This window comes from Longitalea luteola (assembly GCF_017356035.1).
Taxonomy (GTDB): Bacteria; Bacteroidota; Bacteroidia; order Chitinophagales; family Chitinophagaceae; genus Niastella; species Niastella luteola.
Genome location: NZ_JAFIQX010000006.1, coordinates 316,175 through 338,066, shown reverse-complemented (window position 1 = coordinate 338,066; position 21,892 = coordinate 316,175). Strand labels below are relative to the sequence as shown.

Below are 21,892 nucleotides of genomic sequence, written 5' to 3'. Positions count from 1 at the left end.
TATTTTCATTTCCAGTTATAGATCCGCACTACCCATGGGCGGTACCTGTCTGCACTGCCCGGGTTGTTGAAATTACTCCAGAAATCGGTCGGGTTGATATTGTAAGATACTACCAGTTCCCCCTCACGCGACAATGCATGATGCACCACGGCATTATACGTAACAAATTCAGGCAGGGTGTATTGCTGCGGTATGCGGTAAATGGTCCTTTGGTTAACAAAAGGGCCAACCGGACTATTGCTTTCCCAAATGTTAATATCGAGGCCATAACAGGTGGTTTGGGATACAAGGTAATATTTGCCGTCTTTATAAAACACATTCGGCTGTGTGGCATTGGCTTCCAGGATCGGCTGCAGATTGGCGTCAGCAGGCTGGTTGGTTGTCCAGCCGGTATTGCTGTAAAACTCCCAGGCGCCGGTAATATTATGGTTGGCGGCCCGGGCTACGTATAACCGGGAGCCACAGATACCCACATTCTGGGTGGTGTACATATAAGTGTAGCCGTCATTTGCTTTAAACAAACTGGCATCGAAAGGCAGGCTGCCGGTATACCTGTTGTGCACTACCCGCTTTTGCTGCATACTGGCTGCATCGAAAACCACCACATCGGTACGCTGGTGTTCAAGCTCATTACTGGCATTGAGGTGCATGTGCCCCATCACCATTTGTACTTCGTTGCCCAGTACCTGGGCAGGCCCGCCCCAATAAAGGTCCTGGTCGCCATTGGCGGCGCCCGGCACCAGTACCCAGGTCTTCGCCCTGCCATCGGCACCGATGGGATTCAATTGCTGATAGCTCGAAAGTGACCTGTTCACCTGGATGAACCCGGCATTACGTACAAACACATTATCGATCCTTGCCCGGTTGGGTGTTACTTCGCCAAAGAAGCTGTCCTGGAACGACCACAACAGGCTGCCATTGGGTAATAATGTAGTTACGCAGCCGTCGCCGCCGTTCCAGCCGCTGTAGCGGGTAAGGTAATTATTATAGTCATTGTCGATATATACCTGTGCGCTGTTTACCCAGCCATTGTTAACTGCGAAGGTCATCCGTGTATCCAGGGTAAAGATCCATTTCTGGGCATTACTGCCGGTATAAGGCTGCTGCGTAATGGCGGTACCGCTGCCGGTAGCATTGTTTTGATTGGTAACTGCCAGTCCGTTACCGCGGTTAATGATCCTGTATGCACCCCCGCCCACATCCTCGATCCGCCATTGCTGCGCATTGGTGGTATTCCAGGTGTATTGTTGCAATTGTCGTCCCGTTTCATTGGTACTGCCGGGTACATCCAGCACTTTTCCGCTGAACCCGTTCATGATGGAGAAATAACCGGAGCCAAGATCTTTCACCACCCATTTCTGGTTTTGAAAGTTGAAATTCGCATACTGCACTACGGGGCCGCCATCGGCCGTGGAGCTGGCAAACACTTCCATGGCATGGCCACTAAACACATTGGTAATACTGTAAAAGCCATTCGTACCCGGACCGATTACAGAACGGACCGAGACCGTACCTGAATATTCAGCTGCGTTGTCGTTTACCGGCGCATCTATTTTCGTACAGTGTTGAAGTAAGAGCAGGCAAAGAAGGGCGGCCGTCCAGATCGGACGGCGGCATAGCAATCGTTTTTTCATGCAATCAAAGTTTATAAATGGTTAGCGTAATGACTGTGTTCGTTCACAGCCGGGCGCCGGCAGCTTACATCTGCTGTCACTTAAGCTAACAGCTACCCCCTTTGTGTGCGTAAAAAAAGCGGGCTTTAAGAAGAGGCGAAGTTTTTCAATCGAATGGTCCTTATGCCAAACCTGGGTATAACAAGATGAATGGCAGTCGTTTTACCGGTATGGATCTTTAAGTGCTGCTTCACTGCACCGTTCAGTTCTTCCAGCCGGGCGCTGGTCGCTTTTCCGCCAAAGGCGATCTTTTGAAGTTTATTATTGCCTGCTGCATTGAAAAGACGCACCAGCAGATCATCGCCCTCCACGAGGACGGCCGTTACCTGGTAACCGGTGCCGGTTACATCTACCAATGATCTTTCTGCAGTTTTTACTGGTGAAGAAGGCAACGCCACCAGCGGCTCGTTCCAGTGCACAGCTAACTCACTGATGCCACCTTCATCCCATTTTCCTTTATGCGGGATCAAAGCATATTTCATTTCGGTAGTACCGGTAACAGGATGATCCCTTCCCCATAAGCCGGCGCCTGAATACTGAACATTCAAACCTAACGGAAAACCTTTGCCATGGGCATAGGTGGTCGTATGATCGGTAAAAAGGGCCAGACCATAATCTTCTTTGGCATCATACACATCCACCCAATTCAACAGAATATTGTTTTTGATGCTGTCCCAGGTAGTGAAGAAGGTATTATCGAGCCTGCTTTCGGTAACATCAAAAGGCGCATCTTTATAGATCTTTTGAGAAGAAAAATTTACAGGGAAGAGCGCCAGCAATTTTTTGCTGTCGTCATAAAAAGGCTTGTGGTAATCACTGGCGTCCGGGCCGCCGCTTTGTTTATACGCATCACCAATGCCGGTATTATTTTTCCATGTTATGGTCAGGCTGCAATCAATTCTGCTGTCCCCCTGTTTCAATGTAATGGTTTGGGTAAAAGGATGGTCGAAGATCATTCCTTTAATGGCAGCTTTTACTACAAGAGGCCCATTTTCCAGCATAGTAAGGGTAACCGGGTTTTGGGAAGTAGTGTAAAAACCACCGTTATTAAAAAAATGTCCGCTCAATGCATTAAATCCTTTTTCATTTTTTTGATCAACAAACTCTTTATTGTTTAACTTCTTTGCAATAAGGCTTTTAATAACACCGCCGCTCGATCTGTCAATGATCAGCCTGTACAGATCGGACTCTAAAATAATATTGCCTTCAGCTGTAAAAGCAGCTGTTGCCCCTTTCATTACGGAAGGGCGCCTGTGCTCCATCCTGTACGTTTTAAAACCCATAGCAGGAACAGCTGCTTTAAAATACAATTCATGATCAGCGGATGACCTGGCCAACTGCGTAAACATTTCGTTCCGCTGTTCATCCACAACAACTACCTCGTTCGATGCCGTTCCCACCGGTAGTTTCAGTTGCACTAGTTCCTGCCTGGTAGTACCGGTGGTATTATACACCCGGATGGCGCTGATAGCGCCCTGATCATTTAGAGTGGCTGCGCTATGCATGATACTGTCGCTGACATCGTTTGTTCTTTTCGTCCATACGTTCACTTTATCGGCCCAGGTATCGCCCCTTTTGCCATTGTACGGAACAATCCAGCAATCGTGATGTTGCGACAAGAGTAATGTGCGCCAGGCTTCGTCAATGGCAGCTTTCGGCCAGGGCCTGTGATCATAGACGGCTGCCAGCGCTGCGAGTTTCTCGGCCATTACCAGCTTGTTTTCGGCTGTCCGAACCCGCTGTGCCAGTTGTTGTAAAACCTGTGAGCCCCATACCAGGCTTACCAGGATGTCTTCCTGGCTGAGTTTCCAGTTTTGCCTGGGTGTTTTAATAGAATGGTTCTCTATATAATCGCGCCATGTTTTGTAGTAAGTGGGCTGATAGCCCCTGTTGCCATTACCAATCCAGGGGCCATTTTTCCAACCCGCATCCTGCAGGCACATGGCCACCGGATTTTTTATACCATAAGCAAACGCATCCCTGATGTATTGGGGCGAATTGGTCCAGCCCGCTGTTTGCCAGGTTGAATTTGGCAGCAGCTTTTCGGTGGCATACCGGGGTACAGTTATGAGTTTTGTACCATCGGGGCCGATCCAGTTCACCAGCTCGCCACCATAAGCGCGGGTATAGCCACCCCAGCAGGTATTGGGGTTTTTCAACGAAGCGTATCTAAACCCAAATGATCGTAAGATCTGGGGCAAGGCACTGGTAAAACAGGGTTCTTCAGACGAATAGGTGGTAAAAACGGCATTGGGAAAGTATGCTTTTACTTTTTTTATTCCATAGGAAAAATGCCGGATGATGCTTTCGCCGGACGTGTTGAAGAAATAACTTTGCCCATAGGCCGGACTAACATACTCGATCCTGCCGGTGGCGGATTGATCCCTGAAAAGCTGCTGCAATTGTTTCAACGCAGCAGGTTCCCACACGGCAACCGAATCCCAGGTTTCGGGCTCAATTTCCAGATTGATCTTCCAGAAAGGATGTTCATTCAATTTGCCTACTATAAACTGCGTATACCCTTTGGGATAATGGCCATAAACGCCCCCATGATAACCATCGATAAAGTAGGCGTTCTGCGCATGAGACCCAAACGTGCAGATAAATAAACAGGTGCAATAAAGTATTTTTAGATACGGCTTCATTTGAGAGGATTAACTTTCGCTTCTTCTTACATCAATTGCCCCATAACCTGCCCGGATTCGGACCCATTACCAGCTCCAGCACGCCGCCTTTCACCAGGTCGCTATGATCGATGAAACAGTTGTTGTAGGGTTTGCCATTTAAGGTTGCACTTTGTATGTACACATTTTGTGAACTGTTATTTACGGTAGAAATGGTAAAGGTCTTTCCCTGGCTATAAGCAGCATCCAGGGCAATGGTGATCTTGTTAAATACCGGGCTGGTTATTTCATAACGGGTATCGCCCGGACAAACGGGGTGCAAACCGCTTGCGGCCAGCACATACCAGGCCGATAGCTGTCCTACATCCTCATTGCCTACCAACCCTTCAACAGCGTTCTTATAAGCGCGTTCGCAAATGGCCCTTGTCCATTTTTGGGTAAGCGAAGGAACACCTAAACGGTTAAAAAGAAAGGGCACATGATGAACCGGTTCGTTGGCATGGTTGTAATAGTCGTTCCACATCATGTTATGGGGTACCTTTTCAAAAAAGTTGGTGAGATCAGCCAGTACTTTTTCTTTGCCGCCCATCAGGGCCACCATACCGGCTACATCGTGTGGCACAAACCATCCCTGCTGCCAGGCATTGCTTTCCATACATCCATACCATTGTTTCAACCGCCCTTCCGCCGGCCACGGTTCCCAACTGCCGTCTTTCAGGCGGGGCCTGAACCAGCCCTTTTCTTTATCAAAGATGTTGTGGTAATACTGGGCGCGTTTGGCGTATTTGTCGGCGTCCGCGGAGTTTCCCAGCTGCTTCGCCAATTGAGATACGCACCAGTCGAAATACGCATATTCCAACGTATACGAAATACTTAAAGGATTGGGCGTGTACCCCGCCTCTTTGTTCCCGAACCGTTCCACTGAACCTACCGATAACTGATAGGCTTTGTTTAGATCGTAATTCCTGATGCCCTTGGCATACGCATCGGCAATGACCGATACCGCAGGATTACCCAGCATACAACCACTATAGGCATTCAACAACTCCCAGCGTTCAAAATGATCTTTCCCTTTTTCATCCGCCAGCGTGATCAGGGAATTGATGAGATCATTTACCAGGGAAGGGTTGATGATGGTTTGCAGCGGCATCTGGCTTCTGAAGACATCCCAGCCGCTGAAGATCGTGCGTTTGGTAAAATGTTTCGACTGATGTACTTTTCCATCGCCACCCGGGTAATTGCCATCTACATCTTCCAACATCCGGGGATCGATCATGGTATGATAAAGCGCAGTATAGAAAATTGTTTTTTGCGCTTTCGAGCCGCCGGTTACCTGCATTTTCGACAGGGCTGCATTCCATGTTGCACGAGCCTGCGCGTGCAGTTTGTCAAAATCCCAGCCAGGTATTTCGGCCTCCAGGTTTTTCCGGGCCCCTGCTAAACTCACAAAAGAAATTCCGCTTTTCAGCAGCACTTCTTCCCCTTTTTTTGTTTCGAATTCGGTAAAAAAGCCAAGGTGTTTGCCCTGCATTTTTCTTATACCTTTTGTTACCGTAGCGTCTGCTATCCGTTGCTGGTATTTCCCGCTTTCCACATCCTGCCGTTTCCGGCCCCAGCTGTCGGGGATGCCGGCACTCCATACCCCATAATTCTTTAACGGTTTACTGAACTGCGCATAGAAGTAAACGGTATAATCGGCATTGCCTTCGCCATTCCCCCAGCCCCCGCCTTCCGGCGTACATTTCATCCACCCCTGGATGGTGTGCTCATTAACTACTTCCACTTCCTGCAGCACCGATGTACCGCCCACCCTCCTCGCGAGGTCGATCTGGATGCGGGATAAAGCGTGTTTTGGGAAAGTAAACCGGAGCAAACCACTATGCGGCGCAGCCGTCATTTCTGCTTTGATGTTGTGATCAGAAAGCGAAACAGCATAATAACCGGCACTGGCTTTTTCGGTCTTTTTATCATAACGCGATCGATATCCTGTAGCCGGATCTTTCAAACTGCCCGAAGCCGTTTGCAATGCTCCCGTAGATGGCATTACCAGTAAATTACCCAGGTCGCCAAACCAGCCCACCCCGCTCATTTGGGTAAAGGCAAATCCTTCTATGCTCGTATGTTCATAGCTGTAACCAGAACCATTGTCACCCCCGGTAATGGTGTTGGGACTAACCTGCACCAGGCCGTATGGCGTGGTGGCGCCGGGAAATGTTTTTCCCAGGCCGTGATAAATTCCGGCGGCGCCTTCGCTGGTGCTGGCGCCAATAAAGGGGTTGACAAGATCAACCGGCTGCTGCGCAAGGCAGGAAAGCGCGGCCAGCAATAACCCAATACAACTTAACCAATATTTATTTCTCATGATCCTTTCTGTTCATACCGATTGTTGATGAATAGCGTTACCGGACGATGCCGGGTGGAAGCAGCGAATAAGGCCTGTCTTCTTCCCGGATGCCCCGTTGTTTATTCGGACTGCTGCCCATCACTAAACGAAGTCTTCCGCCATGGCTGATATCGGCATACCTGATGAAATTCTTTTGTAAGGGTTTGCCGTTCAGCGTGGCCGATTGAATGTATACATTGTCTTTGCTATTGTTCACCGCCTCTACGGTAAACTTCTTTCCGTTCTCAAGACTGATGGTTGCTTTTTGAAACACGGGACTGCCAATTACATATTCATCGGTACCCGGACAAACACTATACAAGCCCAGGGCGCTGATGACATACCAGGAAGACATCTGCCCCTGGTCTTCGTCGCCGGGATAACCGTTTTCGGTGGCGTTGTACAGCCGGGACATCACTTCGCGTACCTGCTTTTGCGTTTTCCAGGGCTGGCCGCTGTAATTGTACAAATACGGCGCATGCTGCACCGGCTGATTGCCGTGCGCATATTGACCCATGCCGGCCAGCACCATTTCCTTCATCTCATGGATCTCCTGTTTATAGGAGCCATACTTTACGGCATTGGAGCCATGAAATAAACTATCCAGCTTTTGATTGAAGACGGCTTCGCCGCCGAGCATGTTGATGAGATCCCTGGTATTGTGAAACACCGACCAGGTCCACTGCCAGGGATTGCCTTCGGTAAAAGCGCCGCCCCATTCAACAGGGTCAAAATGAGTTGGGATCCATTCGCCGTTGCTGTTACGGCCGCGAACAAAACCCGCTGTGCTGTCAAACACATTTCTGTAGTTGTACATCTGACGGGCAAAAATGTGCTCATAAAATCTATTGCCGGTTAGTCTGGCAAGCTGGTAAGCACAGAAATCGTCGTAGGCATATTCCAGGGTCTTTGCGGCGCTTTCATGCACTTTATCCTGCGGAATAAAACCTAACTGGAAATAATATTCGTGTCCCTCCCGACCGCTGGAACCGCCCATCAGGCTGCGGCTGGTGGCTTCGTGGTAATAGGCTTTCAAAGCAGAATCAGGATCAAACGTACGAATGCCTTTTACCCAGGCATCGGTCAGCAGGGAGATCGCATGATTGCCCACCATTACGCCCGACATGCCGGGGTTAGACCAGGTCGGCAGCCAGCCGCATTGCTGTTGTGCATCGAGCAGGGATTGCATATACCGTCCCTGCATCGTTGGATGCAGGATATTGCTTAGCGGGAACTGCGCCCGGAAGGTATCCCAGAAACCATTGTCGGTATACATGTAACCAGTATGTATTTTACTGTCGTAGGGACTGAAGTAATACGGGTTGCCGCTTTTATCGAATTCATAAAACTTATGTGAGAACAGGCTGGCGCGGAACAGGCAGGAATAAAAGGTTGCTTTTTGCCCTTCAGTGCCGCCTTCCACTGCGATCCGGCCCAGCAGTTCATTCCACGATCTTTTCGCTGCTTCGCTGGTTTGCGCTAGATTTTTATAGCTGCCCAGCTCCTGCTGCAGGGTAAGCGCTGCCTGACCGGCACTGATATAAGAGGAAGCGATCTTTACCTGCACCACGGCGCCGGGTTTAAATTGAAGATAGGCGCCCTTACCGTCCCCGGAATCGGTCAGCTTTTTTTGTTGAATGCTGTTTGACCGGTTCTCCCAGGTGCCGTATGACAGAAAAGGTTGATCGAACTGCATCTCAAAATAGCACCGGAAACCTGCGGGAATAAAAGTGCCGTTGCGCACCCAGCCGGTAATTTTCCGTTGATCCGGATGAATGGTGACACCGCTGGTTTTGGTATAACCATCGAGCACCAGGTAAGCCTCTTTCCCTTTTGGGAATGCGAACCGCATGTGCCCGCTGCGCTCTGTGGGCGCAATCTCAGCGGTAACGCCATTGCCCAGTTTTACTTTGTAATAGTGTGGTTTGGCTATTTCATCGGCATGCGTAAAAGAGGAAGCCCTTTTGTCTTCGCTGACTTCCAGGGCGCCGGTGACCGGCATGAGCGAGAACACGGCATAGTCACCCATCCAGGGACTGCATTGATGCACCTGCTGAAAGCCACGGATCGATGTTGCATTCCAGGTATACTTCCAGCCATCGCCATTTTTGCCGGTTTGCGGCGACCAGGAGTGCATGGGAAATGGCACGGCAATGGTTGGATAGGTATTGCCATACGAAAGGCCCCAATGTGAATTGGTGCCTTGCAGGGTGTTCACATAGTCGGCCAGGTCCTTCTGTGCATAGGCAGCCCCGAGTGAGAGCAGCAACAAGGCCGCCAAACCTGTCTTACGTTTATTCATATTTAGCATGGTACAGACTAAAGTCGCATTAAACGGCTTTTACCGCCAGTCGGGAGCCATAAATTAATCAGGATGCTGTTCATAAAAGATCAGCGATCAACAGAAAATTGCTTTTTTTCTTTTTGCCCGTATTGCTTCAACAGCACCGTTACGCCGCCTGTAAGCAGTTTGGCAGCTGCTTCTATGGTCACCCGTTTTTCTTCACCAGGCAGTAAGGTGAAATAGTTTTCCGACATGATCACCGGCAGCACCCGTTCCTGTGTGGTTTTGTTGATCAATCGCAAGCGGTTTCCGAAGGCTACGGTGTTGGAATTGTTTTTCACCAGCACCTGCAGCTTTCCGGTTCCGTCAAGCGACTCTTTACCAATCAGCTTACATGACAGTTGAGCCGCCGGCAAGGTATTAAGGCTGGTGTAATCCAGGTCATAAACGCCGTTTCGCCAATAGAAGTTATCAGACAACAGGTTACCTGCAGCATCTTTTAGTTCCAGTTTGATAAAATGAAGGGGCGTAAGATCCGCTCCGGTATTTTTTCCATTGAGGTCGAGGGTAAATGCTTCGGTTATATTGCCGGACGCAACATTTATTAGCGCCTGTTTGCCCAGCTGCGTAAGTTCTTTACCATGGAGATTATAGATGGTGGCTTTTGCGGTTGCGCCCTGGAGGTCTTTTGACGTTGTATTAACTGCCTTGATACTGTTGTTGGAAGCGTTCCATTGAATATGCAAAGGCTCACAGGCCTTTCTGGCGCCCCAGTAGGCCCCGGTGGCATCGTAGTAGTAGTCATAGGTTTGCCATACGAAGGAAGGATAAGCCGACTGGCTCATCCAGATCAGCAGTCCCGAAGCATCGTGTCCCATTTTATCGTTCCAGGCCTCGTACATACCTTTCATCACTTCAATATTCAGGTATTGCGCTTTTTCGCAGAACTCTTCGAGCCCGGCCGATTCACCAAATTGTTTATTTACGGCAGCTTTGTAATTGAGCGGATTGGCATTGGAAGCTTCTTTACCAAAATAATGCCTGTTCCAGACCCTGGTATCCGAGTTTTTTAAAGCATCGTCTGTTGGCAACGGCCATAACTGGCCGGCAGGAATGAATTTCTTTACACTCTCATAGGTTGGGAAGGTAGCTGTCCCTATCTCTGACCGCAAGCCATAACCGCGGTCTGACCCATACGGATAAGGCGGTTTGTTCCAGGCCAGGTTGCTGCCGGAAGTCTCAAAGTGGTGTTTGGGCGGCTGATTGCCCCACCATCCACTGCCCGAGAGACCATCCTGGTTGGAGCTGGATTTATACATCCTGTCGTTATGGTCTTCCAGCGCCACGATCGATCTGAGGTAATTATCCAATTCAGGTTTGGGATGTGTTTCATTGGCGCCGCACCACAAGGCAATACTGGGGTGGTTTCTCAACCGTTTTACTTTATCAAGGGCATTGGCTTTAAAGTCATCATCACTGGCAACGTCGTCGTAGGCCACGTATAACCAGAAATCGTCCCAGATCATAATACCGTACCTGTCGCAATAGTCGTACAACTCATCGTCGGTAACGCAGCCGGTCCATAACCTGATCATATTATAGTTCATGTCTTTGTGTAACCGCACCTTTGTTTCATATTCTTCGCCATGACAACGAAGCAGGTATTCACTCATTCCCCAGTTACCTCCTTTTAAAAATAATTTCTGACCATTGATAAAAAAGGTCATCACCGGCCATCCGGCGGCATTTTTTACAAACTGGTATTCGTATTTCCTGATACCGAAAGAGATCTCTTTTACCTGCGACACGTTATTGCCTGTACTGCAGGTTAGGGTACAGGTATACAAATTCGGTTCGCCATACCCATTGGGCCACCAGAGTTTGGGATGGTTGATGATGAATTCCGGAAAATCTTTCCGGTCGAGGTAGATTGTTGAAGCAGCGCCCGCATCGAGGGTGATCTTTTTGGAGAACCGGATGTTTCCGGGCTGAATTACGCCCGAAATGGTAACATCCTGTTTGGCAGCAGACGCGTTTTTCAGGGTTGAAGAGATGTATAAATAAGCAATATCATTCGACTCCAGTTCTGACCTGATCCAGGGATCTTCCATGGTCACATCGCCGGTGATCTCGAGATACGCATTGCCGGTAATACCGGCTAGTCTGCCCGGTACATAAGGCATCCAGTCCCAACTGGCTGCCGACAGGTAGGTGGGACTGGCGGCAACGCCAAAGCTTTCTTTGGAGTTGCGCTTCTTTTTTTGATCAGCATCCGTGATCAAAACGGCCACCGCATTTTTGCCGGATCTGTTAACCAGATCGGTTATATCATATTTTGTGCGCAGCATGTGGCCGCTGACGTCTTTAGTGGATGTAGGAGTTCCCGATAATTTGGTCCCGTTGCAATAGAAATCAGCAAAGCGGTTGGTATTGTCAAAATGAAGCCATACGCGTTGGCCGTTGACGTAAGTGGCGGGGAGTTCAAATTCGGTCCTGTACCAAAATGGACGGTTAAAGAAGGATTCGTCAACTTTGTAAATATTATCGGCATAGTTGGGATCGGGCACGATGCCGGCGTTTACATAGGCGGTGAACACGGTGCCAGGCACAATACCCTTTATATGACCAGGGATCTTAAAACCTGGTGTGGAGATGTCGGCGCCGGAGTTTTTCAGGTCGGCCTGGGGCGTAATTTGCCATACTATTCCGGGGCTGGTACTATTCAAGGATTGCCTGGTTTGTGGATGAGCGGTGACCGGGCAGAGCATCAGGTAAAACGACAGCAGGGCAAAAAAGCTTAGGGTAAGTTTCGTCATATTGCCAAAGTCACTTGATTAGCGGTTTACCGCTATTCTTTTAGATCGGGTCGTGAATAACAGGTGGATTGCTATTGTATGGTCATTATTTTTGATTTTACTATAACTGATACTCTAACAGTAAACAAACAATATACTATGCGTTCCTTTCAATCGACCCGATCATGGCAGCTGTTTTTATAGGATCCTGAAGCTGGCGAATCCGATCTTCGTGCGAGACTAGATACTTGTATCCGGATCTGCGAAGAAACATGTTGCAGCTCTGGCAATGGGTAATGGAGCGCTCTTTCCCGAGAAAATTGCGAGATCTATTTTTTTATGCAGGTAAAACCGGTAATCATGGCCCGGTAGAAAACTCTTATATTGGTTGTTTTGAATTTTGACGATTACCTTAGCAAAACAAAAAATGCTGCAAATCTTCCACCTGCACATAAACTAATTAATTCCTTATTCTAGAATTACTAAAATAATTTCCAAACTATCGGATAATATTCTAGCTAGAACAAAGAGTTAATCTGGAAAATGATCTTCTTTAAAAAGCAAAGACTTTGCAATCTGTAAAGAAAATGTGATGCCTAATTTTCTTCTTCAAAGTTTAATCCCAATTGCTTACTAGCTTCCTTGGCCGATTTGTATTGCTGCTTGCTTTCATCAATAGGATTTCCTGCATTTGAAGAAATCTTGAATTTTACGTCTATCTCAATTTTGTTCCCAGACATAGCAAATGGTGTTATGAAGTAATTAAATAATTCCGTATAACGTTCTAAAGGAACCCTTCCTGAAATAGTTATTGATTTAAGTTGCTTTACAGCTGAAATGCCAGAGTAAATTGAGTTTCTATACATATCAGAACCACCTGCCTCATTTATTAGCGAAAGGGAAATATCGTTTTCTTCACTTCCATATGTTGCAAAAGATGATTTAGTTGAATTTTTCCCTGGTTTTAAACTTTTATCGACAAGCCAATAAGTAATATCAGTGACATCAAAAAAAGGAACATTTTCCTGGAAAAAATACTTGGTGAATGAAATGCCATCTCCTGTTGCAATGCAAATTTCACCATTCATGCAATATCGTAAGATGCTTTTAGAAATGGCATCAGGCCCTGTTATCATTGGTTTATCATCGAATCGCAGAAATGCTTCATAAACATCTTTTACCTTTATTGATCTTTCGAGCGAGGGAAGTAAGTTGTTGGATTTTAAAATTCCTAATCCGACCGATTCCAAAAGCCATTCTTCCTCTTTCAAAGCACTAATGATGTTTGTGTTTATTTGGTTTTCAAAGCTGTCCTTAAACTGCTTTATAATTAATTTTTCTACACCGTTATTTGCTGAGTACTTTGCGACTATAGAATAGGCTGAAACTATGGAACAGTCAATTTGTTCACTGGCATTTTTGATTCGTTTACCAATATCTGTTTTTTGTTCTGCGTTTAATTGGGTGCTGTATTCGCTGTTGATCTTTTGACAGGCCAGGTAATTTTTTATATCTTCTTGAAGTTTACCAATACCAATTTCCGAACATATTAAAAAAACTATGGTATTGCGGTATATCCTTTCGCTATTCCCTTTTTTTGTTGCTATCTTTTCAATAACTGGTTTAGTTTTACCATTTACTTCATTTGGATTAGCTAAATATTTTGGACTCAAAATTATTAATGTCGGTTTGATTTGCTCAGGTATTTCGTCCAGGGGATCAACTAAAACAGTAAATAATACTACTGACTTTGTTTTCTCTTTAATACGTTTTATTACTTCTGAAAATATATCATTTTTGTTTTTTTCAATTTCCCCTTTAGCCTGATTAATAAGAATATTTATGTTAGGTGTTGTGTCAAACCAATACCTTTTTTGACCGGATGAGCTAAAATATAAATAATGGGCGATTCTTTCAATGCGATCTAGTGTGCCATTAATGTCGTTATGATTAAAGCTTTCTGGTTTAACCATACATAATTTTAGTTCATCAATTCCCATGCCTTTGTTCTGGCCTTTAGATCCAAAAGTTCCTAGCAGGATGGTAGCTGCTAATCCTTGAGTTAAATCGTATTTTCCTAGTTCTTTAACTTCATTATCGATTCGGAATGCGTTGGAAGATGTTCCTGAAACATCGGCATCGATAACAGAATCCCAACCGGTTCCATTTAAAATTGTAATTTGGCTGGTAATAGCTTCGATATTCGATAATACAACATCAGATGTGTGAATGAGAAAATGACTTCCCGATAAAGATGTTTGCCTTTTCCAAAGATCGAATATTACCGCCGCTAATATTCTTAAAACACCTCTTGTACGTTGAAAATAAGGATTGCTAGCCCACCGTAACCGGAACATATCTATTAATTCCGGGTGAAATGGATATGATTTCTTTAATTTTGCTCTATAATCCAACTTCATTGCATAACTTGGGATTTCTGTCAACAATGATTGATACATCAAGGAATAGGCTGAAACTACTTTTTCTATTTCATCCTCATTACCCAAATCCTCAAAAAGACGTTTTCTTACTACTTCAAAAATCTCTTCATCTTCAACGGGTTTCATATTAGCCCCAATCCTAGTTATTCTATTTTCAAGAGCAGTAAGAATTTGAGCGGAATTTGGTGAAGACGCCAGTTCATGCGCACTAGCAGGCAGCGTAACAATTAATACACAATTGTCGGTACCGGAAACAGCCTCTGTCAATTCCTGCATAAAGCTGATCGTTTGATCACCCAAGTTGGAAGCAACGACCTTTACACCAGCAGCACTTCCACAGTAATCCGCTAGTTCATCAATTAATATTAAGGCTGGTTTGCATTTTTCCAGAACAGCTTTAAATAATCCTTTAGGCGCTACTAACTTTTGATCATTGGCTTTGATAATATCATAGGCCTCCAGTCCACCTAATTGAAAGGCCAATTCTCCCCATATTGTTCTGATCGAGAGACCTTCTACCTTTCTTCCTTGTTCAGGATCATTCGTTGTGTTGGTAAAAACAGCAATGTTTGCTGAACTAAATTCAGGTTTTCCAATATCGTTCAATAGACCTTTTGTATAAACACTTTCACTCGCTTTTTCACCCCATTTTGCCAGATGATAAAGAGAGATCATTGTATGTGTTTTACCACCACCAAATCCAGTTTGTAAGGAAACGACGCGATTGTCTGAGTCCTGACCACCATTTAAGCCCTGTATCACCCGCTTGGCTATATTCTTTAAGCCGGATGTGAAAAAAGTTTTGGAAAAAAACATCTCAGGATTACTGTAAATCTCTCGACCATTTCCTGCTGCCACGTCAGCCAGGTTAGCAGCAAAAATAGATTCATCAAGATATCCGTTTTGAATATCTTTGTGGGGTTTCACATTTTTAAACCAAGGTAGCATATGATATTCTATTAATTATCAAAAAGTTTAGCTTGTTCAGTAGTTCCTGCTTTAATAATTTTGCTCTCTCTTATTACGATGTCTTTATTAAAAAGTAAACCAGTTGCTTGCTTGTGATCATCACATCCTGATGGCAATACTTCACAAAGAGAAGTAATAACTCTCCAGAATTTGCATTCAGGCTGTGATGCTACTTTATCTATGTAAAGCAATAAAGCCGATCGATTGGTGCCTTTAAAGAGTGCCATAGCTCTATGTACCTGATCTATTAAAAAGCCATTAGGTTTTTCGCCCAATGCTTTGTTACGGCTCAAACGCTGGTCGAAGTTGCTCAGCTTTTGCTTATTGCCATCTTTTATTAAAATATGTTCTGTAAAAAGTTCCTGTACGTCTATGTTTAAACCTACACGACTGAACTTTGCAGCATCGTCAAATTCACTTTCTGCGAAACCATATAACTGTAGCCATCCGATATAGAATTTCGTAAAGTCATCTCCGTTAAATCCCTTCAGTAACGCATTAAAAGCGCTTTCCTTTGCAATTTCTAGCAGCTTTTTAACCGTTACCTCTTCGCCATCACCTCGTTCAACCATTTCATACATTCCAAAAACACTAACAGCCTGTCCAAAGCACGCTGTTAATAAATCGGCGCCCCTGAAACCTAAACTATATAACAATTCCACCTCTTTTTCGACCTTTTGTTTTATTTCTTTTTCCACTGCTTTAAAGCTGCCAACATTTTTTTTGTTTGTAGGCATACAAGAAACAGTAACGGAAGATGATAAAAATGACTTGTCACTCTTTAATGCGCCTGTCATTTCTGTATCGGTAGCCCAAGAACCAGTAATATTCATTCTGGCTCCTAAAATAGAATTGCAGAGTGTAGTCCAAGCCTCTGTACTCTGGTGTGCGAACATTATGGAAACTAAGTCTGATGTTTGGTGTTCGATGGCGTCAAATATTTGTAATAATTTGTTTTCAAAATGTGTTTTAGCCTTTTGAGCATTGCCGTCATGATGATGTTTCAATGCTGTACATTCTTCCGATTTTGGTGTTTGGGGCGTAGCAAAATTCATTGGGAAAACATCTCCCAATGTTCTTTTTAGCCAAACATAAAAGAAGTCGGATAAGTCTGCATAAGCTATAGCGTCGTAATAAGGAGGGTCTGTAACAACGGTTGTTAAATATTTATCCTGAAACTGTGATTTCTCCCCGCTTGAAGCATTATGTAAAACGGTCGAGAATGGGTGTTGACATTCGTTTTCTATATATCTTGTTATCCATTCCAATTGATTTAACGCACTGCCTGAAGAATTGCAAAATGGATTACTCTCTGGGTAGTCGAATACCATTGAGATGGCTTGCCTCCCCATTATCCTTTCTAATTTTTCGCCGCCAGTATGCCAAACGCCGAAGGAAGTATTCGCCACTGCAATCCTGTCGAAAAATATTCCCAAATAGCAAATTATCGCTTTTGCATACTCAGTCGTTTTATCTGGTAAATCTTTCTTTAAACGATTTAAACTATTGTTTAATTTTTGAAGCATTGCTATCTGCCTGTCAGTAAACATGTCACTCCATTTCGTAATTCCCCAAGTACATGAAGGAAGGGCTTGAGTGTATTTCACCGGCATTATTTCAGGTGGTTTCTCGGAAGTTAAAGGGATTTTGTTTAATATGTCAATTTCACTTTTGTATGGCAACCGATATTCCTTTCCTTCTTTCCCTTCACAAATAACCGCAATTAGTGTTTCAGTGGTTTTATAATTTACGAATTGCTGCTTTAGGGTGTTCACATCAGTGATATTGCCACATATTGGGCAATGTAAATTGCCTCGAGATAACCAGCTGTCTTCTTTGCATTCTCCTTTTTGGATATCAAACGTTATTGATTTGTTTTTGATTTTGGGTTTTAGGTAAACTTGCTTAGTCTTTGTATTAGCCAAATAGAAAGTTTTTAATAAAGGGATTTTCCCGTTGCAACTTGGATTACTACATGTGCCTACTCTTGCCCAATAATAAGCGATTGGCTTGTTGTTATCCTTATCTGACGGGTATAAATGGCCTATTTCTTTTTCGGTTTCTGCCAATATTTGTTTAGCATAAAATTGTACGTCAAAACTTAGGCGGTTTGATATGTTAACAGCAATTGGCTCACCGTTTTTATAAATTAGATTTTCATGTGGTTGCTTACTCCATTCTTTTATGCCATAAGTTTCAATAAATGCTCTTTTGCTATAAGTAATAGGCTTGCCAAACTTTTGAGGGAATTCTAAACTGCCTTTCTGGATAATATGAGCAACAGGGTTAATGTCATTTCCAAAGCTTTTGCAGCCTAACCTGGCTGCTTCCAACGGGATTGCGCCTCCACCAGCGAAGGGGTCAAACACCTTCGGCATTTTATTTAAAAAAGCTTCAATGGCATTTTCTAGCTTTTCTGTTTTCTCATTAACTTCTTTAGTAAGAATATGCCTATCCGGGATACTATATAGCTCCTGTTCCGCCGTTTTTATGGCTTTATAATGTTCATCATATCCAGCAAGGAGAGTTACAGCGTTTACTTCAGAGTCATTTACACTGTTATGAGCAACCCAAATGAGTTTTCGAGCCTTGTTAATAATTTCCTCATCATTCTTATTGTCCCATTTTATTAAACTATAATTACTCAATTGGTTATTGGCTCCAGGCTTGGGTTTCTGATGCAATAAATGTTGTTGCATTTCATCAGTAAACTTCCCTATAAACATTTGTAACCGATTACGCAAGTTATCTTCCATTGGATCATAAACAGAAGTCCAGGGGATATCTTTATAAGGTTTATAAGGATCGCCGAAGTTGTGCTCTCTACCTAATAATATTTCAATTGCTTCCTTGAATGCCAGGGGACAATGGGGGTCCAATGGATCAGGAACTAAACTTGCAAATACAACGGCGCGGCATACAGGTAAAGGCCGCCTTGCCCACCATAAATGAAGGGTAGATATGTGACCATGTCTTATAGATTTATCTCTAACACTTTCAGCCGATATTTCTTTGATCGGCATGGCGACCTCAATTAACTTTTTGGGTTTGTTCATATGGCACTAGCTTTGTTTATCCATTCTGTCATTGGTAAAAAGTATTGAACCCCCTTAGATATTTGTTGAAAAGTCAACTGTTTGGCAGGGTTTTGTATACGATGTATTTCAGGTGTACCTTTGCAATTCAATATGATATACAACCATGCGGAGTTACCTAATTGAGCCAGCCGATTCATTTCATTCTCACTTAACATTACACTTCCGTCGGCGCCACTTCGTCCCTTTACTTCGATGTATCGTTTCAATTCGTCTCTACTAATACTTCGTATGTCATACCCTTCATTGTTGGATGATACATCTTCAGGGAGCCAACCCTGCACTTCTTCATAATTCATTGCTTTTTGCATCGCAATCGCTTCGGCTTCATCATCCCGGCTCATTCCGTAATGAGCATGATATTCAACCTGCGTTAATGGTACTACGTAAGCGCAGCCTAAAATTTCTGGTTCTTTAGGGCTTAATTGCTCCATTAGCGCCAAATTTTCTAAACGTTGCTTCTTTTTGTTAATCTTTTCGTTAATGCGTTCTTGTAGCTTCGATATTTTATCCTGCACTTTAGCATCGCCCAATAATACTTTGCCTTGCAATTCCTGTATTTCCATTTGCATATCCATGATCACCTGTGTAAAAGCTGATTCTAAAAACCTCCTCCTATCGACGGAATCCTGTTTGACATGCACTTTTGTTTCATTAAATTGTGGAAACGTGATATTTTCAAAGCTCCACTGAACTACTTCATTTGTGTTCACTGTTTCGGGCGGAGCGATTGTTTTAGCAAAGCCAACCGGAGCATGAAGATCTATGAACTTGGCAGGCGAAGTGATATGAAAAGACTTATCGTTCGTTTGGTAGACCATCATTAATCTCTCGTCAGCTATGCTGTCTTCCTTCTTGCTCTCCCTGTTATCTATTATTTGGGACTTTACGAAGAAGGCAAAATATCCTTCTTTATCCTCCGGAGAGATTAGAATAGTACCCTTTATCATGTCTTCCCGGTATTGGCTGCGAATGACCTTAATTAAACTATCGAAAACTGGATTGCCTGGATTGATATAATGAACTTTGCCCAAATCTCCAAGATTCTGATAGTCAAGAAAAACTTGCTTATCAAAACAAAATTGGATTTGCCTGATATTGTCGGCGTAAATAGTATGGTTCTTGCGGAGTGTTGAGGCTATTGATTCTGGCAATTTATCCATTCGATAAATAGATGACCTTAGTTCGGTAAATTCGCCTCCGATATGTCTAAATGCTTTTTCAAAGAAAAGTCGGATATATATCGGTTGTAGCCGTTTTTCATCCGAGTGCTCTTTAAGTAAACGGGCATCTCTATAGTCAACAGTACTATGGGCCAGCTTTTCTTTTTGTTCCTTAATCTTTTCGCTAAATTTAAGCTTTAAAACTTCGTCATCCTGGGATAAAAACTCATCAAGAGCCGATTCTTTTCCATTAAATACCGAATTAATAACAGCATCCAGACTTACATTTTCTAAAACATCCTGAATTACGTCATAGACTCTGTCGTCACCCATGCTCTCACGGATAACGTCCAACTTTGTAAGCAGCCTTTCAAGCACTTTGCCTTCTTTCGTATTGCTGGCTACCAGGTTGGAAACAACAACATCTTGTTTTTGACCGTAGCGATGGATGCGCCCCATACGCTGTTCCAGTCTGTTCGGATTCCAGGGAATATCCCAGTTGATCAATAAGCGGCAGAATTGAAGATTTATACCTTCGCCTGCAGCATCTGTAGCTATTAAAATTTGAGTATCAGGCTTTGAAAATTGTGCTTGTGCTTCTCTACGTTCGTCCACTTGCTTTCCGCCATGTATCGTCGCTACTTTATAACCTCCACTTTTACTTAGCCTGTCTTCCAGATATAATAACGTATCCTTATGTTCAGTGAAAATTACCAGCTTTTCGCCATCCTCGAGTACTCCATTTGATTTAAGTAATTCCTGTAGTTTTTGGAATTTTTTTTCCTCCTGCTTTCTATTGTATAGAGACTCTGCCATCTCAAACAACCTTTTCACTTCTTTGGCCTCCTGATGCAGTTCTTGAGGATTTTTAGCTGTTGTAAAGAGCTTGAATTTTTTAGGGTCTGATAATATACTTTCTAGAGCATCTCTTTCATCATCTTCAAGATCTTCGAAATCGTCAATATCTCCAACCTGGTTATAAGCAGCTTCCATTTTGTGCCGCTGATTCCAAAGGTTAGGGTTTTGAATTAGTTCTTCAACGATCCCCTGTAGCGCTTTCCATCTTCTTTCTAATGTGTTTTTTATTGCAAAAATGGAACTTACTAACCTGCGTTGCATAACCGTTAAGGCTAATGAAACATGTATGTTCTTTGTTTCTGACGCCTCTTCCTTCTTTTTCATCAAGTAGTTTGTAACGGCATCGTAAAGTTCCTTTTCCTCCGCTGTCAACTCATAAGCGACGGTTCTTGTATGGCGCTCCTTAAATAGCGGTTTTCCTTGCCAATCTTTCATGTCTTCTTTAAGGCGGCGAATAAAAAACTTATTTATCCCATTGCGTTCTAATTCTTTTATTCTTGTTGATGCTATTTCATCGGTTGCAAATATATCTGGGTCCAGCAGCTGCAATAACTTTTTAAATGTATCAGTTCTGCCTCTGTGCGGAGTAGCTGTAAGCAAAAGAATGTGCTCGCATTGTTGTGAAAGTGCCTCTGCCGCTTTATAACGTTGAGACAGGTATTGCTTTATACCATAATCATACGCCGACAATTTGTGGCATTCGTCAAACACGATTAAATCCCAATGGGAATTGCTTGCTACATTTAGAACGTCTTCGCGAGATATAAAGTCTATCGATGTAACAACTCTTTGTGAGGTTTGAAAAACATTTGGATCTGTAGCAAATCTTGCTCTGTTTACAAGCTGAAAGCTGATGTTGAATTTGACGCCCATTTCATCCTCTTGCCATTGTTTGGTAAGTCCTCCGGGCGTTACAATCAATATGCGATCAGCTAAACCCCGCATCATTAATTCCTTGATGAGCAATCCTGTCATAATCGTTTTTCCGGCTCCAGTATCATCGGCCAGTAAGAAACGAATTTTAGGTAATGGTAGTAGAAACTTATATACTGCTTCAACCTGATGAGGCAAAGGGTCTACGATGCTACAATTAACTGCGAATAAGGGATCAAACTGGTAAGCGGAATTAATTCTTTCAGCTTCGGCGAATAATGCAAATCTGGTTGGGTCACCTTTAAAATTAAATGTTCCTTCTTCGGTAAGCATTTCCAACCTATCAAAGTCATCTATAGCAATAATTTTCGAGTTAGCTCTGTTAGAGTTTATACCAGTAAACTTAAGTGAAACCATGTCGTTTCCCAGAGGTTGTATTTTATCAATTGTTACAGCCTCAGTTGGGATCAAATTTTTGACAATCTGCCCTACACGTATTGACATATACTATACTCTTTTGAATTTTTCTTTTCCAATGATTAGTAATTCGATAATTATGAGAGCACTTTGGCTAATTCCAAATGGGCAATATATAATTGCCAACGTATTGCGCGTTACGGGGAATCTCTTGTAGACTAAAAAGGGAAACTCGTCTGGCAATGCTTGCGCACTACACAAACTTCAATATTATATATATTTATGTTTACAACCAATTTATCGACTTGATGTAAATC

At 43.8% G+C, this 21,892-nt stretch carries 8 protein-coding genes; all 8 read right to left on the bottom strand.

The genetic code is table 11. The features are described 5' to 3' along the window. Positions 1 to 5 precede the first annotated feature (5 nt). Positions 6 to 1,634, bottom strand: a complete 1,629-nt coding sequence (locus JUB15_RS17160) for a DUF5005 domain-containing protein (RefSeq protein ID WP_207513725.1) — start codon at positions 1,632 to 1,634, stop codon at positions 6 to 8. Positions 1,635 to 1,759: 125 nt separating this feature from the next. Beyond that, positions 1,760 to 4,318: a glycoside hydrolase family 38 C-terminal domain-containing protein gene (locus tag JUB15_RS17155; RefSeq protein WP_207513724.1), complete on the bottom strand. Its 2,559-nt coding sequence runs from the start codon at positions 4,316 to 4,318 to the stop codon at positions 1,760 to 1,762. A 31-nt stretch (positions 4,319 to 4,349) separates the two neighbouring features. Continuing rightward, complete coding sequence (locus tag JUB15_RS17150) at positions 4,350 to 6,659, bottom strand: GH92 family glycosyl hydrolase (RefSeq protein WP_207513723.1); 2,310 nt, start codon at positions 6,657 to 6,659, stop codon at positions 4,350 to 4,352. Positions 6,660 to 6,696: 37 nt separating this feature from the next. Further along, positions 6,697 to 8,982 (bottom strand): GH92 family glycosyl hydrolase, encoded by a 2,286-nt coding sequence (locus tag JUB15_RS17145; RefSeq protein ID WP_207513722.1) that lies wholly within the window; start codon positions 8,980 to 8,982, stop codon positions 6,697 to 6,699. 89 nt (positions 8,983 to 9,071) lie between these two features. Beyond that, entirely contained in the window at positions 9,072 to 11,780 is a 2,709-nt protein-coding gene (locus tag JUB15_RS17140) for a glycoside hydrolase family 2 protein (protein WP_207513721.1), read from the bottom strand. A 575-nt stretch (positions 11,781 to 12,355) separates the two neighbouring features. Continuing rightward, positions 12,356 to 15,148, bottom strand: coding sequence for an ATP-binding protein (locus JUB15_RS17135; protein WP_207513720.1), 2,793 nt, complete (start codon positions 15,146 to 15,148; stop codon positions 12,356 to 12,358). A gap of 11 nt (positions 15,149 to 15,159) precedes the next feature. Further along, positions 15,160 to 18,225 carry a DUF1156 domain-containing protein gene (locus JUB15_RS17130; RefSeq protein WP_207513719.1) on the bottom strand — a complete coding sequence of 1,022 codons (3,066 nt, stop codon included), beginning with the start codon at positions 18,223 to 18,225 and terminating at the stop codon, positions 15,160 to 15,162. Then, entirely contained in the window at positions 18,222 to 21,662 is a 3,441-nt protein-coding gene (locus JUB15_RS17125; protein ID WP_207513718.1) for a helicase-related protein, read from the bottom strand. Before JUB15_RS17125 ends, JUB15_RS17130 begins: the two co-directional genes overlap by 4 nt. Between the last annotated feature and the right edge of the window lie 230 nt (positions 21,663 to 21,892).